Source organism: Pseudomonas sp. HS-18, assembly GCF_020401845.1.
GTDB lineage: Bacteria > Pseudomonadota > Gammaproteobacteria > Pseudomonadales > Pseudomonadaceae > Pseudomonas > Pseudomonas nitroreducens.
The window spans coordinates 2,102,083-2,115,718 of record NZ_CP084413.1 but is presented as its reverse complement, the minus strand read 5'-3'; the positions used below and the strand labels follow the sequence as shown (position 1 = coordinate 2,115,718).

Annotated in this window: 14 protein-coding genes and 1 pseudogene; 9 read left to right on the top strand and 6 right to left on the bottom strand. The window is 66.7% G+C overall.

Going from position 1 to position 13,636, the window contains the following annotated elements; translation table 11 throughout:
* Positions 1-88: 88 nt before the first annotated feature.
* Positions 89-748, bottom strand: a complete 660-nt coding sequence (locus tag LDJ84_RS09845) for a response regulator (protein ID WP_024763105.1) — start codon at positions 746-748, stop codon at positions 89-91.
* A 27-nt stretch (positions 749-775) separates the two neighbouring features.
* On the opposite strand from LDJ84_RS09845, the gene LDJ84_RS09840 reads away from it, so the two are divergent.
* The 4 genes and pseudogenes from LDJ84_RS09840 (at position 776) to LDJ84_RS09825 (ending at position 5,213) form a co-directional block, all read left to right on the top strand.
* Entirely contained in the window at positions 776-2,530 is a 1,755-nt protein-coding gene (locus LDJ84_RS09840) for an ATP-binding protein (RefSeq protein WP_226046271.1), read from the top strand.
* Between the two features lie 79 nt (positions 2,531-2,609).
* Positions 2,610-3,395 (top strand): annotated as a pseudogene (locus tag LDJ84_RS30890) (PAS domain-containing protein); the annotation flags it as partial.
* A gap of 9 nt (positions 3,396-3,404) precedes the next feature.
* Entirely contained in the window at positions 3,405-3,983 is a 579-nt protein-coding gene (locus tag LDJ84_RS30885; protein WP_235376382.1) for a methyl-accepting chemotaxis protein, read from the top strand.
* Positions 3,984-4,097: 114 nt separating this feature from the next.
* A complete protein-coding gene (locus LDJ84_RS09825; RefSeq protein ID WP_065086353.1) occupies positions 4,098-5,213 on the top strand; it encodes a PilT/PilU family type 4a pilus ATPase in 1,116 nt (371 codons plus the stop codon).
* A 320-nt stretch (positions 5,214-5,533) separates the two neighbouring features.
* Here LDJ84_RS09825 and LDJ84_RS09820 read toward each other — a convergent pair whose 3' ends face one another.
* Complete coding sequence (locus LDJ84_RS09820) at positions 5,534-6,763, bottom strand: SGNH/GDSL hydrolase family protein (protein WP_226046270.1); 1,230 nt, start codon at positions 6,761-6,763, stop codon at positions 5,534-5,536.
* A gap of 106 nt (positions 6,764-6,869) precedes the next feature.
* Here LDJ84_RS09820 and LDJ84_RS09815 point away from each other — a divergent pair, with 106 nt between their 5' ends.
* Positions 6,870-7,778 carry a LysR family transcriptional regulator gene (locus LDJ84_RS09815; RefSeq protein ID WP_226046269.1) on the top strand — a complete coding sequence of 303 codons (909 nt, stop codon included), beginning with the start codon at positions 6,870-6,872 and terminating at the stop codon, positions 7,776-7,778.
* 111 nt (positions 7,779-7,889) lie between these two features.
* Positions 7,890-8,441, top strand: coding sequence for a hypothetical protein (locus LDJ84_RS09810; RefSeq protein WP_037007549.1), 552 nt, complete (start codon positions 7,890-7,892; stop codon positions 8,439-8,441).
* Here LDJ84_RS09810 and LDJ84_RS09805 read toward each other — a convergent pair.
* Together LDJ84_RS09805 and LDJ84_RS09800 are read right to left on the bottom strand one after the other, a co-directional pair.
* Positions 8,438-9,343 carry a YihY/virulence factor BrkB family protein gene (locus LDJ84_RS09805; RefSeq protein ID WP_024766407.1) on the bottom strand — a complete coding sequence of 302 codons (906 nt, stop codon included), beginning with the start codon at positions 9,341-9,343 and terminating at the stop codon, positions 8,438-8,440. The two genes, LDJ84_RS09810 and LDJ84_RS09805, sit on opposite strands and share 4 nt — an antisense overlap.
* Before the next feature lie 154 nt (positions 9,344-9,497).
* Positions 9,498-9,932, bottom strand: coding sequence for a PGDYG domain-containing protein (locus LDJ84_RS09800; protein WP_226046268.1), 435 nt, complete (start codon positions 9,930-9,932; stop codon positions 9,498-9,500).
* Positions 9,933-10,148: 216 nt separating this feature from the next.
* Here LDJ84_RS09800 and LDJ84_RS09795 point away from each other — a divergent pair, with 216 nt between their 5' ends.
* The 3 genes from LDJ84_RS09795 to LDJ84_RS30675 all read left to right on the top strand — a co-directional run bounded on the left by LDJ84_RS09795 (position 10,149) and on the right by LDJ84_RS30675 (position 10,998).
* On the top strand, positions 10,149-10,586 hold the full coding sequence (locus LDJ84_RS09795; RefSeq protein ID WP_037014703.1) for a hypothetical protein: 438 nt from the start codon (positions 10,149-10,151) through the stop codon (positions 10,584-10,586).
* Positions 10,587-10,607: 21 nt separating this feature from the next.
* The gene (locus LDJ84_RS09790) at positions 10,608-10,796 is read left to right on the top strand and encodes a hypothetical protein (protein WP_024766409.1); all 189 of its coding nucleotides are present in this window, start codon (positions 10,608-10,610) and stop codon (positions 10,794-10,796) included.
* A 73-nt stretch (positions 10,797-10,869) separates the two neighbouring features.
* Positions 10,870-10,998: a hypothetical protein gene (locus LDJ84_RS30675; RefSeq protein WP_017516671.1), complete on the top strand. Its 129-nt coding sequence runs from the start codon at positions 10,870-10,872 to the stop codon at positions 10,996-10,998.
* A gap of 57 nt (positions 10,999-11,055) precedes the next feature.
* Here the strand turns inward: LDJ84_RS30675 and LDJ84_RS09785 are convergent, their stop codons facing one another.
* On the bottom strand, positions 11,056-11,892 hold the full coding sequence (locus tag LDJ84_RS09785) for a D-hexose-6-phosphate mutarotase (protein WP_024766410.1): 837 nt from the start codon (positions 11,890-11,892) through the stop codon (positions 11,056-11,058).
* Between the two features lie 342 nt (positions 11,893-12,234).
* Positions 12,235-13,593, bottom strand: a complete 1,359-nt coding sequence (locus tag LDJ84_RS09780; RefSeq protein ID WP_037014706.1) for a carbohydrate porin — start codon at positions 13,591-13,593, stop codon at positions 12,235-12,237.
* Positions 13,594-13,636 lie beyond the last annotated feature (43 nt).

Below are 13,636 nucleotides of genomic sequence, written 5' to 3'. Positions count from 1 at the left end.
TTCCCCGGCCTGCGGGACGCTAGTCTCTGCCGAACCCTCCACCGACAGGACGCGCAGCATGCGCATGCAGGCAAGGCACTGCTTCGACTCAGGCGCTGGGAATGCCCAGGCGCACCGCGTAGGCCGCGAGCTCGGCAGTGCTGTGCAGGTCGAGCTTGCGCATCAGGTTCTCGCGGTGCTTGCGCACGGTCAGCGGGCTGATGCTGAAGTGTTCGGCGATCTCCCGCGCGCTGCGGCCCTGGGCGGCCAGGGAGAGAATCTGCCGCTCGCGCCGGGTCAGCTCCACGGCCGAGAGCAGATCGGCATCGCCCTGCGGGCGCGCGGTCGGGCTTTCCAGCTGGAAGCGCAGGGCGCGCGCCAGGTAGTGCTGCCCGCTGCGCAGGGCAACTATGGCTTCGAGCAGTTCGGCGGTGTCCTCGCCCTTGCTCAGGTAGCCGTGTACGCCGGCATCGAGCACCGAGCGCACGGTCGCCAGTTCGGTGTTGGCGGTGAGCACCAGGATTCTCAGCCGGGGATGGCGCTGGCGCAGTTCATGGATGAACTGCAGCCGGTTGAGGCCGGGCATGTTCAGGTCGAGCAGGAGGAGGTCCGCACGCTGCTCCTCCAACAAAGCCTGCAGGCGCAGGCCGTCCGCCGCCTCGCCGACGATGCGGATGTCGTCCAGGGTCGACAGCAGCAGGCGCAGGCCGTCCCGTACGATGCCGTGGTCATCGGCGATGAGCACCCGCAGTTCGCGCTTCCCTTCCATCACTCGTCTCCCTGAGGCACTACGGACATGCATAACAGCCTGCAACAGCGCGACCTGGTCGATCTCTTGTTCCGCCAGTCGTATGCCGTGCTCTTCGCCAACCTGGTGATTCCTCTGCCGGTGCTGTACATCTTCCGTAATGCCATGGCGCCGACGGCGATGGTCTTCTGGCTGACCGTGCTCTACTCGCTCACGCTGGCGCGGATTGTCCTGGCACGGGCGTACTTCCGGCAAGCCCCTGCGCGCACGCTGGGCAAAAGTTGGCTATGGAGCAATACGCTGCTGTCCTGGGCGAGCAGCCTGCTGTGGGGCTGGCTGGGCTGGGTCGGCTTCGTCCACGGCGATCCACAACTGTTCGCCTTCACCTGCATCGTGCTCACCGGTCTGGTGTGTGGCGCGGTGCCGTCGCTGTCGGCCCATCCACCGGCCTATGTCGGCTCGCTGGTCGCCATGCTGCTGCCCGTGCTGGTGCTGTGCCTGAGCGTAGCCGACGAGCAGCACACCACCTACAGCTTCTTCATCCTGTGCCTGGCCGGCGTCAACCTGTACTACAGCCGGGTGACCTACCGCAGCCTGTGCGAAACCATCCGCCTGCGCCAGGAAAACTCCGACCTCGTGCAGGACCTGCGCGAACAGCGCGACCGCGCCCGCGCCGCCGACCAGGCCAAGTCGCGCTTCCTCGCCGCCGCCAGCCACGACCTGCGCCAACCGATCCACGCCCTCGGGCTGTTCGTCGGCGCCCTCGCCGCCCTCGCCGAACGCGGCCCGGTCGACGCCCGCCAGGCGCGCGACATCGCCACAAGGCTGCGCGCCATGCTCGGCAACCTCGGCGACCTGCTCAACGGACTGCTGGACATCTCGCGGCTCGACGCGGGGGTGGTGCCGGTAGCACGCGAACCTATCTCGCTGCGCAAGCTGTTCGGCGACCTGCAGGGCGAGTTCGCTGGCACCGCCAGCGAGCGCAATCTTCGCTGGCGCGTGTGTGAGAGCCGATTGTGGGTGGACAGCGATCCCCTGCTGCTCAAGCGCGTGCTCGACAACCTGCTGAGCAACGCCTTCCGCTACACCCGCAGCGGCGGTGTGCTGCTGGGCTGCCGTCGGCGCGGCCGGGAGCTGGAGATCCAGGTGATCGATACCGGCGTGGGTATCCATTCCAGCCAGCAGGAGGTCATTTTCGACGAGTTCGTCCAACTGCATAACGCCGAGCGCGATCGCAAGCAGGGCCTCGGTCTGGGTCTGGCCATCGTGCGTCACACCGCGCGCCTGCTCGGCCATCGCCTGATACTGCATTCCCTGCCCGGCCGCGGCTCGGTATTCAGCCTGCGCGTACCACTGGCCGAGGCGCCGCTGCAGGTCGCTGCGCCGCCGGAGCCGGGCGAACGCGGCCCCGGCCTGGGCATCATGGTGGTAGAGGATCAGTACGACGTGTTGCACGCGCTGTGCAACCTGCTGGAGGTCTGGGGCCATCGCGTCTACCCCGGCACCAGTGCCCTGCTCGCCTGCCAGCGGCACATCGAGGCCAGCCATCTTGGCCACGCACCGGTGGACCTGATCCTCACCGACTACCGCCTGGGCGAAGGCCAGACCGGTGCCGATGCCATCCGGCGCATCCGCAGCTACCTGTCGCGCCGGGTACCGGCGTTGATCGTCACCGGCGACACCTCGCCCGAGCGCCTGCGTGAAGCCGCCGCCAGCGGCAGCCAGTTGCTGCACAAGCCACTGGATACCGACCAGTTGCGCGCCGCGATCGACGTCAGCCAGGAGCTCTCGAGCGCGGTCTGAAGAATGGCGCGGCCCCTTGCTCCACGCGGGATGCGCCAAGTCATCAGGGGCTAAAGTCGCGGCGCGATCAGCCGATGAAATGGGTGAAACGAATCGGCAGCAGCCTTCGTGCCTCACCACTAGAGAAAGCCCACGAATGTTCAACTCGCGTCTGAAGCAGGAACTGGCCGCCCTGCGTGAAGAACTCGCCTCCGTCGAAGAGATCCGCGCCAGCCTCGATGCGGAAATGCTCGTGCTGTTCCTCGACCCGCGAGGCCGCATCGAGTCGGTGAACGCCAACTTCGAGAAGGAAATGCTCCACCGCGGCGACCAGCTCAAGGGCCGTCCGTTGCTGGACCTGATCCCCGACCACGTGCGCGGGCTGGACTTCCATCTGAAGGTGAAGCACGCCATCGAGCGCGGCGAACACCTGGCCGGGGTGATCCGCCTGCTGCGCGGCAACGGCGAGGAGGCCTGGCTGCGTTCGATCCTGCAGCCGGTGCACGACGCCGCCGGGGTGATCCAGCGCTTCTCGATCTACGCCAGCGATCTCACCCGCACCATCGAGAATTCCCGCGAGCATGAGAACCTGATCGAGGCGCTGCAGCGCTCCACCGCCGTGATCGAATTCAACCTGCAGGGCGAAGTGCTCACCGCCAACGACCGCTTCCTCGACGCCATGGGCTACAGCCTGGCGCAGATTCAGGGCAAGCATCACCGGATGTTCTGCGAACCCGCCGAATACAACTCCCCGCAGTACGAAGCCTTCTGGGCCAAGCTGCGCCGCGGCGAGTTCGTCGCCGACCGTTTCAAGCGCGTCGACAGCCGTGGCCACGAAGTGTGGCTGGAGGCCTCCTACAACCCGATCATCGACGCCCACGACCGCCTCTACAAAGTGGTGAAGTTCGCCACCGTGATCACCGAACAGGTGCGCCGCGAACGCGCTGTGGCCGAGGCCGCGACCATCGCCTTCGACACCTCGCAGACCACCGACGACAGCGCCACCAAGGGCGCTTCGGTGGTCCAGCAGACCGTCGACGTGATGCGCGAACTGGCCGACCGCATGCAGGAAGCCGCCGAGGGAATCGAGGCGCTGGATCGCCAGTCCCAGGCCATCGGCGCGCTGGTGCAGAGCATCCGCAGCATCGCCGACCAGACCAACCTGCTGGCGCTAAACGCCGCCATCGAGGCAGCCCGCGCGGGCGACCAGGGCCGCGGCTTCGCGGTGGTCGCCGACGAAGTACGCCAGCTTGCCTCGCGCACCAGTGCCGCCACCGAGGAAATCACCCGCGTGGTGGAGCAGAACCAGCACCTGGCAGGCCAGGCCGTGGCCATGATCGACCGCGGCAAGCAACAGGCCGAACTGGGCCTGGAGCTGTCCGGCCAGGCTGGCACGGTGATCATCGAGATCCAGGACAGCGCCCAGCGCGTGGTCAACGCCGTGGGCCAGTTCGCCAACCAGCTGTCGACCTGATGCGCTTGCCTGCGGCACGTCAACACGGCTTGCCGCAGCCTCCCCTAGTCTCCCGTCCGGCATTGCAGCTAGGCTCAATGCAGATGCGACCTCTCGCCATCCAAGGACGAACCCATGAGCGACACGCCCCTCCCCGACGTCATCCAGTATCTGCGCCTGCTGCCCGAGCGCGGTGGCTCGGACATGTTCTTCAGCGTCGGCGCGCCACCGCACCTGAAGGCCGAAGGCCATAGCCAGCCGGCAGACGATCGCGTGCTGCAGCCCGGTGAAGTGAAGACCCTGGCGTGGCAGCTGATGTCGCCGGCCCAGGTGCAGGACTTCGAACGCGACCTGGAGATGAACCTGGCGCTGAGCGTGCCGGACGTCGGGCGCTTCCGCGCGAATATCTACTACCAGCGCGGCGAAGTGGCGATGGTGGTGCGCTTGATCAAGCAGGTGATTCCCGACGTCACCTCGCTGGGCCTGCCGTCGATCCTCGACAAGCTGGCGATGCAGGACCGCGGGCTGATCCTGGTGATCGGCGCGGCGGGCGCGGGCAAGTCGACGACCCTGGCGAGCATGCTGGACTTCCGCAACCGCCACCGCTCCGGGCACATCGTCTGCATCGAGGACCCCATCGAGTTCCTCCACATGCACAAGAAGTCGATCATCGACCAGCGCGAGGTCGGCCTGGATACCCACAGTTACGAGGACGCCCTGCGCAACGTGCTGCGCGAGGCGCCGGACGTGATCATGCTCGGCGAGATCCGCGACGCCGCCACCATGCAGCATGCACTGCACTACGCCGAAACCGGCCACCTGTGCGTCGCCACCCTGCACGGCACCAGTTGCCGCCACGCCATCGAGCGCATCACCCGCTTCTTCCCCGACGAGGCGCGCCCGCAGGTGCTGGCCGACCTGTCGCAGAACATCCTGGCCCTGGTCGGCCAGCGCCTGGTGCCCGGCACCCATCAGCGCCGCGCCGTGGCGGTGGAACTGGTGCTGGGCACGCCGCACATTCGCGGCATCATCCAGCGCGACGAACTGCCCGAGCTCAAGGGCGCGGTGGAGCGCGCGCTGGAAAGCGGCATGCAGAGTTTCGACCAGAGCCTCTACAAGCTGCTGGAGGAAGGCCGCGTGAGCGTGGCCGATGCACTGAAGTTCGCCGATTCGCGTACTGACCTTGCACTGAAGATCAAGCTGGAGCGCGGGATGGATGCCGACGGCGTGGGGACGGTATTCGGCAGCTGAACGCGCCGGCTCCGAATGTGCGAAAACATGGCCAATCGCGGACAGAGTTCGCTCCTACGCCGCCTCTTGCCAATAAAGCAGAAACAATTGTCTTCTTCGAGGAAGTCCGTAGCGATGCATTCCCCTCACCCCAGCCCTCTCCCTCAGGGAGAGGGGGCAGTCCGAACCGGCTGACGCGAAGATTTTATCCTGCACCGTACGGTCCCCTCTCCCCCCCGGGAGAGGGTTAGGGTGAGGGCCGACGCACGCACAGAGGCATCTTGTAGGAACGGACTCCGTCCGCGATCGCTTCCCGGCCACTCCCAGCCTCGCTGAAGGCATCACATCCCCTTCAGCAATGCCTCGATATCCACACTCTCCGCCATCGCCCGGTTCCCCGCATCGCCGGGGTGCAGGTGGTCGCCGCTGTCGTAGGCCGGTAGCAGGCGCAGCGGGTGAGCGGGGTCGCGCAGGTGCGCGTCCAGGTCCACCACCGCATCGAATTCCCCGCTCTGGCGAATCCACTGGTTTACCCGCTGGCGCAGCGCTTCCTTATTGGCCGCGTGGTAGTTCTCTATCGGTGAGCCGCTGAGGGCGCGCTCGAATGGCAGGATGGTCGCGCCGACGATACGCACGCCGCGCACATGGGCCTGGGCAATGAGCTGCCGGTAACCGGCGACCAGGTCCTGGTACTGCACCAGCGGGTTGTTCGGCGCGAAGGTACTGCCGGGCCAGGAGATATCGTTGATGCCCAGCAACACGATGGCCGCCTGCACGCCCGGCTTGCCCAGTGCGTCGCGCTGGAAGCGCGCCAGGGCGCTCTGCCCCATGCCGTCGGAGAGCAGCCGCCCGCCGGAAATGCCGGCATTGATCACTCCCACGCCGCGCGCTGCCAGCCGCTGCGCCAGCAGGTCCGGCCAGCGCTGGTTGCCGTCCAGGCTGGCGCCACGGCCATCGGTGATCGAGTCCCCCAGCACCGCCACCACCGGCCGCGGCTCGGGGTTTTCCACCAGCACATCGGCGAGGAAGAGCCGCGCTTCCATCTTGCCGTCCACCGGCAGGAACGTTGCGTCGAGTTGTTCGCCCGGCCCGCCATGGACGCGCTGCTTGCCGTCCCAATGGAAGGTTTCGATGGCGGTCGGCTGCGGCAGATAGATCGACACCGCCAGTTCGCCCAGCGCCGGGACGGCGAGGTCCAGCGGATCGCTCAGCAGCTCGGCGCCCGGCGCGATATACGCCGTGGGCTGGCCGGCGAAAGTCAGCCGATGGCTGGGGCCGCCAAGCCGCCCGACCGGTGCAGCCAATGCCACGGCCGCCCCGCCGATCGCCACCGGCTGGCTGCCATAGGCGTTGGACAGCGCAATGCGCACACGCTGGCCGCCGAGGCTGACCTTCACGGTCTGCCGCAGCGTCTGGTTGCCGATCTGCATCGGTACGCCCAACGGCAGCGGCACCTCCTTGCCCCAGGTGCGTTGCGGGCTGGCGCTCCAGGTGGCCTGCCAATGTCCTTGATCCGCCTGCGCCAGCGGCAGGACAAGGGCAATCAGGGCGGCGAGCAACAATCTGTTCATGGCATTCCTCGAAATCGGTGAAGGGGTTGGCCACAGGCTCTGCCATTCCCATTCACAGCGGTAGACGGCATATTTGCAGACCCGTCATTCGATAAACGAATAGGACATGGATACTCTCAAGGCGTTGCACTGTTTCGTTCGCGCCGTGGAGCTGGGCAGCCTTTCCGCCGTCGCCCGCGAGTCCGGCAGCAGCCAGCCGACGGTGAGCAAGACCATGGCGGCACTGGAGCGCCAGGTCGGCGCGCAGTTGCTGATCCGCAGCACCACCCGCGTACAGCCCACCGAGCAGGGCCGGCGCTTCTACGAGCAGGCGCGGCAGACACTGGAAAGCTACGCCGAGGGCGTCAGCCAGGCCCGTGGCGAGACCGAGCAGGTGCGCGGCCGCCTGCGGGTCAGCGCGCCGGTGAGCCTGGGCGTGCTGCGGCTGAACGCGCTGTTGCTGGAGTTCATGCAGCGGCACCCGGACGTGGAAGTGGAATTGCTGCTCAACGACCGCTTCGTCGACCTCACCGAAGAAGGCATCGACCTCGCCCTGCGCCTGGGCGGCGAACTGCCGGAGCAGCTGATCGCCCGTCCGCTGGCCCGCTCGCCACGCTATCTGGTCGCGGCGCCGGCCTGGATTTCACGCGTGCCAGCACTGAACAGTCCCGAAGACCTGCCGCCAGCCGATTACCTGCGCTTCGCCTGGCTGGATGCCGGGCAGAACCTGCTGCTGCGCCATGCCGATGGCCGAGAACTGAGCCTCGCCACGCGCAGCCGCTACACGGCGAACAGCTCCCTGGCGATCCGCGAGAGCTACTGCCTGGGCGCCGGCTTCGGCCTGACGCCGGCCTGGCTGGTGGCCGACCTGCTGGCCGACGGCAGCCTGCAGCGCCTCCTTGCGGATTGGCGCGGGCCTGCCCAGGAGGCCAGTCTGCTGTATCCTTCGCGCCGTTTTCTGCCGGCCCGGACCCGCGCGCTGATCGACTTCCTCATCGAGCGCCTGCCGCACCTGCCCGGCTTCGAAGCCCTGTGAGCGCCCTGCGCGGTTCCCCGTGCAGTGCAGCGACTATGCTTTTCCCCATTGAACCGAACCGGCGCGCCCGCCGGCCGGTCGAACCCTGACACTCGCCCCCGAGGGACTTGCATGGGCAAGCCACACACACCTTACCTGCTGGCCGCCCTGGCCCTGCCAGTGCTGCTGGCCGGCTGCTCCACGCCCGCCGGCAACCCTTGCGACGAGCCGCTGAGCGGCGAGGCCTGCCGCCAGGAACGCCTGCTCTACCAGAACGACATGCTGCAGGCGAAGCTGCTGATCGCCACCGGCGACCTGGCCAACTACGAGCTGGCCGAGGCCCTGCTGACGCGCTCCCTGGAGAAGGACGAGCGCGGCGAGGCGAGCTTCTACATGGCACTGCTGAAGATCAAGGAGGGCCCGCAGGTGGACGAAGTGCTGGCGCTGCTGGGCAAGGCCGCCGACGCCGGCCAACCGTACGCGGTGGCGCTGCTGTACAAGATCTGGTCCGAGCCCTTCCTCGTCGAGCAGGCCGACCCGCAGAAGGCCCAGCAGTACCTGGAGGACTACGCCAACCTCGACGTCGCCAAGAGCGGCTACCCGTCCTTCGAGAAGGCCAGCGCGCTGGTCGATGCCCTGCTCAGCGAACCGCCCGCCGTCGCCGGCCAGCCTGCCCAGCCCTAGCCCTCGTCCGGTGCCGGCTCGGCCTGGTCGAAGGTGCGCTCGCCCTCCCCCTTGCCGTGAGGCAGGTGGTGCTCGATCACCGCATTCAGCTCTGCTCCCAGCAGCAGTACCGCCGACGAGATGTAGAAGTACAGCAGCAGCACGATGATCGCGCCGACACTGCCGTACATGGCGTTGTAGTCGGCGAAGTTCTTCACGTAGTAGCCGAACCCCAGGGACGCCGATATCCACAGCACCACGGCGAGCACCGACCCGGGCGTGATGAAGCGGAACTTCTGCTGCACGTTGGGCGTGACGTAGTAGATGATCGCCACCGCCATCATCATCAGCAGCACGATCACCGGCCAGCGCAGGATGCTCCAGAGGATCACCACGAAGTCCTCCAGACCCACCTGGGCGGCAATCCAACCCATCACCTGGGGCCCGAGGATCATCAGCGCGGCGATCAGCATCAGCATGGCCACCAGGCCGAAGGTGTAGAACAGCGACAGCGGGATGCGCTTCCACGCCGGGCGCGCCTCACGCACGTCGTAGGCGGCATTGAGCGCGATCATCAGCGAGCGCACCGCCGCCGAGGACGACCACAGCGCCACCACGATACCGATGGACAGCAGGCCGCCCTGGCGCTGCTGCAATTGGTCGATGACCGGGTTGACCTGGTCCAGCGCCTGGGCGGGCAGCACGTAGTTGGCCTGTTGGCGGAGGAAGTCGAAGAACTCGGGCAGGTGCAGGAAGCCCAGCAGCGCAATGAGGAACAGCAGGAAGGGAAACAGCGAGAACAGCCCCTGGTAAGCCAGCGCAGCGGCGTAGGTGGGCATCTCGTCTTCGAGGAATTCCTTCAGCGTCAGGCTGATCAGCTTCCAGGGCCCCAGACTGAGCCCGCGCATGTCCATGAATCGCATCCCGCACCGTCCTCCCGATGAGCGCTCCACCTGCCGGCAACTGCAGGGTGGACCTGCGCAACGCCGGCAAAGTTGCAAGAAATGCGCGACGCAGAGCGCCCGCCAGCACAGACCATAGCCGCTGGCGGGGCCGGGATGCCAGAGCGAAAAGGTTTCAGTCGGCCAGCCGATAGACCTTGGCGAAACGCTCTGCCTTCACCACGCCGTAGTCGCCGGGCGCGTATTGCATGACCCAGTCGCCCGCGGCGCCGGTGAGGCGGTCGCCACCTGCCGAGCGCAGCAGCGTGAAGGGCTGGTCCATGCACCGGGCCAGCACCACGCTGGGACGGTTGCGGTAGGCACCGGGGTGCCCGTGCGTGAGTGCCGCGTCGGCGGGCAGGTATTTCGGGTCGAAACGCTCGCGGGAAACGACCCAACTCTCCCCCGTGGCGCTGCTGATGATCGCGTCACCGATAGCGTAGCGGTTCGGCCCTTCGAGGCTCATCAACTCGCCCGGCGCGACGGCGAATTCGACGGTGACGGTTTCATCCTTCACCACGCGTTGCGCGGCGGGATCGGTGCGGAGGTCGAGCTGGGTGAGTTTGATCATGGCGGGACTGCAGACCTGCGGAAATGGTGGGGAACGACCGGTCGCAAGCCTACCTGCAAAAGAATCGTCCCGCGAGCGGCCAGCGGCTGGCGGTGCTCTACACTCACAGACCATGAGCGTGCAGCCACTGCACACTCGATCGAACCCGGCCATACCCTGGCTGTCGCACCTATTGAGCCTGCATCTCCGCCCCCATCAGCCGTACAGGAATCTCCCATGCCGTTTGCCCGTCTCGCCCTGCCCTTGCTGTTGCTCACCAGCCTTGCCGTCCACGCCGATGACTCCGCCGACGAGGCGAAATTCCTCAAGGAATCGGCGGACTATTTCGACCAGGTGACCAAGGCCAACCTGCCGCGCCAGGTGGACAAGGTGACCACCCTCAACAGCGTGCAGCTCGACCCGGCGAAGAAGATGCTGTATTACCGCTACGCCATCTCCAACCTGCGCCTGGACGCCATGGACCTGGGCGCCCGCGCCAAGTTCGAGAACGGCCTGAAGAAGCAGCTCGAAGGCACTACCTGCGAACAGCCGGACCTGCTGCAGCGCTTCCGCGAGCATCACCTGAGCGTCACCCACGAATACGCCGGCAGCGACGCCAAGCCGCTGGCGAGCATCACCATCGACCCGCAGACCCTGAGCTGCGCGAAGACCTGACGCTGCACCCAAGAGCCACCGATGAGCCGTGCCGACTACCACCAGCAACACGCCCAGCGCGCCGAGGCCGAAGCCCGGCGCCTGCTGGCCGAGCGCGACAACCTCGGCGCCCGCTGGCTGCCCTGGGTGGCCGGCGAGCTGTACCGCCTGAGCCCGGCGCCTTACGCCAACATGGTACGCCGCGAACTGGAGCGCCTGACCGCCGGCTGAGCGACCGTGCGCAGCGGGACTATGCTGAAGCTGTCAGCTCTCGGCCCGAGGGCGTCCCCTGGAGGACAGGCTCGTGAAAGGTCTCGACGCGAAGAAACAAGCGAAGAAGAAGCCGCTGAAAACCGCGCATGAAAAACGCATGGCCAAGCGGCAGAAGAAAACCGGCAAGTCGCTGCTGGGTACTCCGCAACAACCGTCCTGAGGGTAATCCCCTCGTCTTGCGGATGGCCTCGGAGAGGGGCCGTCCGCTCACCGCCAATCAGACAAGCCCGGCCCGCAGGTTCAGCAGCATGCGCTCGCCCTGGGCGAGGATCAGCCCGCCCGCGCGATAGCCGGCAGCGCCGATGCACAGGAAGCGTTCCGCTTCGCCCGGCTCCACCTGTTCCACCGCGCGGCTGCCCGGATGCCAGATGACACTGCCGGCGCTGGTGTTCTTGTCGATGCGCAGGCGGCGCTGCCAGCCGGCATCTTCCAGCACCAGGGAACCGGTGTTGTAGAGCACCTGCTTGACCGCACCACGCGGCGCCCAGGTGTTGGGCAGGCCGCTGGCCTTGCCGTCCAGCTCCATGCCGTGGACCACCGAGCGACGCAGCGAACCCACGCGCCAGTATGGCTGCAGGGCGAAGCTGAAGAGGCAGTCGCTGTCATCCTCGTGGTAGCTGGAAAGTTCGATGTCCAGGTCCTGGCCCAGGCGCGCTTCCAGGCGTACGTGCCAGTCCTCGATATCCAGCTGCCAGCTGACGACCGCCTTCTGATCATCGGCCCAGGCGTCGAGCATGCGCCACTCGCGCTGGCGCGCCCAGCCATGCTGGGGCCAGTCGGCCTCGGTGGGATGGCTGCCGAACCACGGCCAGCAGACCGGGATACCGCCACGGATCGGTGCCGTGCTCAGGCTCGGCCACTGGCTGGAGCACCACAACAGCGGGCGTGCGCCGCGCGGCTGGAAGTGCAGCAGTTGCGCGCCCTGGCGGCTGAACACCGCCTGGCATTGCGGGTGATCGATGAGCAGCAGGTCGCGACGCTGGAAGCGCACCCAGTCGAAGGGCCGCTTGGCCCGCATGGAATGAAAAAAACGCTGCAGCGGATGCTCGAGCATTGTCCGGATGTCCTGATCCAATCCCTGCCCGGACATTCCGGGGCGTGAAGTTCTCTGTAGTTTCACTACATCTTACAGAAAAGGCCGCGATTCTAACCGCAAAGCCTAGTCACGCGCAGCGCTTGCGCCAATGAAAAACGGTTCCTCACCCGCTCCGGGTCTGCCCACTTCTGGCCTCTGTAGGAGCAAGCTTGCTCGCGAACCGCCTGACACCGGAGCCCCAGGGTATTCGCGAGCAAGCTCGCTCCTACAAAAAGCAGCCGAGGAACCACCCAACACACCGCCCGGAGCAGACAAAAAAGGCCCGTCACAAGGACGGGCCAGGTTCGCACCGGGGAGCAATCAGAAGCTGGACTGGATCTTCAGGCCGGCCACCACGGCGTTGTTCACCTCGTCCACGCCGCCCGGATGACGGATGTACTGCAGGTTCGGGCGCACGGTGAGCCAATTGGTCACATGCACGCCGTAGTACAGCTCGGCGTTGTACTCGGTGTCCTGGATGGGCTGGTACAGCGGGTTGTCGTAGTCGTCGATGCCGTTGACCTGGTTCACCAGGCGCTGGCGGTCCTGCACGTCGTCGTTGACGTGGATGCGCGCCACGCCGAAGCCGATGTCGTCCTTGGGCCGCGCGTCGAACGGGCCTTTGTAGACGACACCGAGCTGCTGGTAGTTGTCGACGGTATTGGTGGCCTTGTCGTGCACCGTGAAGTTGGCGAACAGGCTCAGGCCGCGGGAGGCGTCGCCGTTGTGCGCGGTGACCTGCTGCTGCGCCACCACCCACCAGCCGTGCTTGCCGCTGTGGGTCTTGGCCGGCTCGCCGGTGAGCGCCTGCGGGTTGCCGTTGACGTCGTCGTACACGTCGTCGGCCTCGGCGGTGCTGTAGTAGTAGCCCAGGCGGTACTCACCCGGCAGCTGAGCAGCACCGACTTTCGGCATCCACACCAGCTCCACCGGCAGGATGGTGCCCTTGGTGCCGCTGCCGTTGAGCTTGAAGCCGTTGCCGGTCTCCAGGTTCGACGGGTTCTGGTTGTAGGCGCCGACCTGCGCGTACCACTCATCGTTGAAGTTCCACTTCACGCGGGCGGCCCACTGGCTGACCGGCCAGTTGTACCAGATGCCGCCCACCCAGTTGCCCACCTGCGAGCCGCAGAAGGCCAGGTTCTGGAAGTCGCAGGGGAAGCTGTTGAAGTCCTCGCCCTCGCCGAAACGGCCGACCTTCACGTCCAGCGCGCCGTCGAAGTACTGCTGCTTGATCCACATCTGCGTCAGGCGCCAGGTCTGGCCCCGGCCCCAGACTTCCTGTACGGAGCTGAACTGCCCGGCGCGCGGGTCGCTGATGCGGTCGTTGGAGAGGTTGCGACCGCTGCGCTCGGTGACCGTCAGCTGGAACTCGGTGGCGTCCCAGCCGAGGATTTTCTGCAGGTCCAGGTGGGTACCCAGGGCGAACTGGTCGGAGTAGCGTGCGGTGGTGTGCTGGTCGTAGCCGCCGCCCAGGTTGCTGGCGGCCTCGCCGACGTAGTCGAGCTTGAAGTCGTAGCCCTTCTCCAGCAGCTCGGTGCGCTTGCCGCCCCAGTCGCCCAGGCCCCACCTGGACTCGGATGAGAAGGCATCGGCGGCCTGGGCGACGTTGCCCACACAACCCAGTGCGAGCAGGCAGCCCAGGGTTCGTGCGGCGGGCCGGTTCTTGTTGTTCTTGTGCATCTCCAGCGTCCTCGTTGTCTTGGTTTCTAGCGTAGTTACAGGC

Excerpts from the sequence above, each read along its gene's own strand:
- LDJ84_RS09815 (WP_226046269.1), top strand. The coding sequence starts at position 6,870 with ATGGATACTCTCAAGGCGTTGCACTGTTTCGTTCGCGCCGTGGAGCTG.
- LDJ84_RS09785 (WP_024766410.1), bottom strand. The coding sequence starts at position 11,892 with ATGCTCGAGCATCCGCTGCAGCGTTTTTTTCATTCCATGCGGGCCAAG.
- LDJ84_RS09820 (WP_226046270.1), bottom strand. The coding sequence starts at position 6,763 with ATGAACAGATTGTTGCTCGCCGCCCTGATTGCCCTTGTCCTGCCGCTG.
- LDJ84_RS09825 (WP_065086353.1), top strand. The coding sequence starts at position 4,098 with ATGAGCGACACGCCCCTCCCCGACGTCATCCAGTATCTGCGCCTGCTG.
- LDJ84_RS09805 (WP_024766407.1), bottom strand. The coding sequence starts at position 9,343 with ATGCGATTCATGGACATGCGCGGGCTCAGTCTGGGGCCCTGGAAGCTG.
- LDJ84_RS09795 (WP_037014703.1), top strand. The coding sequence starts at position 10,149 with ATGCCGTTTGCCCGTCTCGCCCTGCCCTTGCTGTTGCTCACCAGCCTT.
- LDJ84_RS09840 (WP_226046271.1), top strand. The coding sequence starts at position 776 with ATGCATAACAGCCTGCAACAGCGCGACCTGGTCGATCTCTTGTTCCGC.
- LDJ84_RS09810 (WP_037007549.1), top strand. The coding sequence starts at position 7,890 with ATGGGCAAGCCACACACACCTTACCTGCTGGCCGCCCTGGCCCTGCCA.
- LDJ84_RS09845 (WP_024763105.1), bottom strand. The coding sequence starts at position 748 with ATGGAAGGGAAGCGCGAACTGCGGGTGCTCATCGCCGATGACCACGGC.
- LDJ84_RS09800 (WP_226046268.1), bottom strand. The coding sequence starts at position 9,932 with ATGATCAAACTCACCCAGCTCGACCTCCGCACCGATCCCGCCGCGCAA.
- LDJ84_RS09790 (WP_024766409.1), top strand. The coding sequence starts at position 10,608 with ATGAGCCGTGCCGACTACCACCAGCAACACGCCCAGCGCGCCGAGGCC.
- LDJ84_RS09780 (WP_037014706.1), bottom strand. The coding sequence starts at position 13,593 with ATGCACAAGAACAACAAGAACCGGCCCGCCGCACGAACCCTGGGCTGC.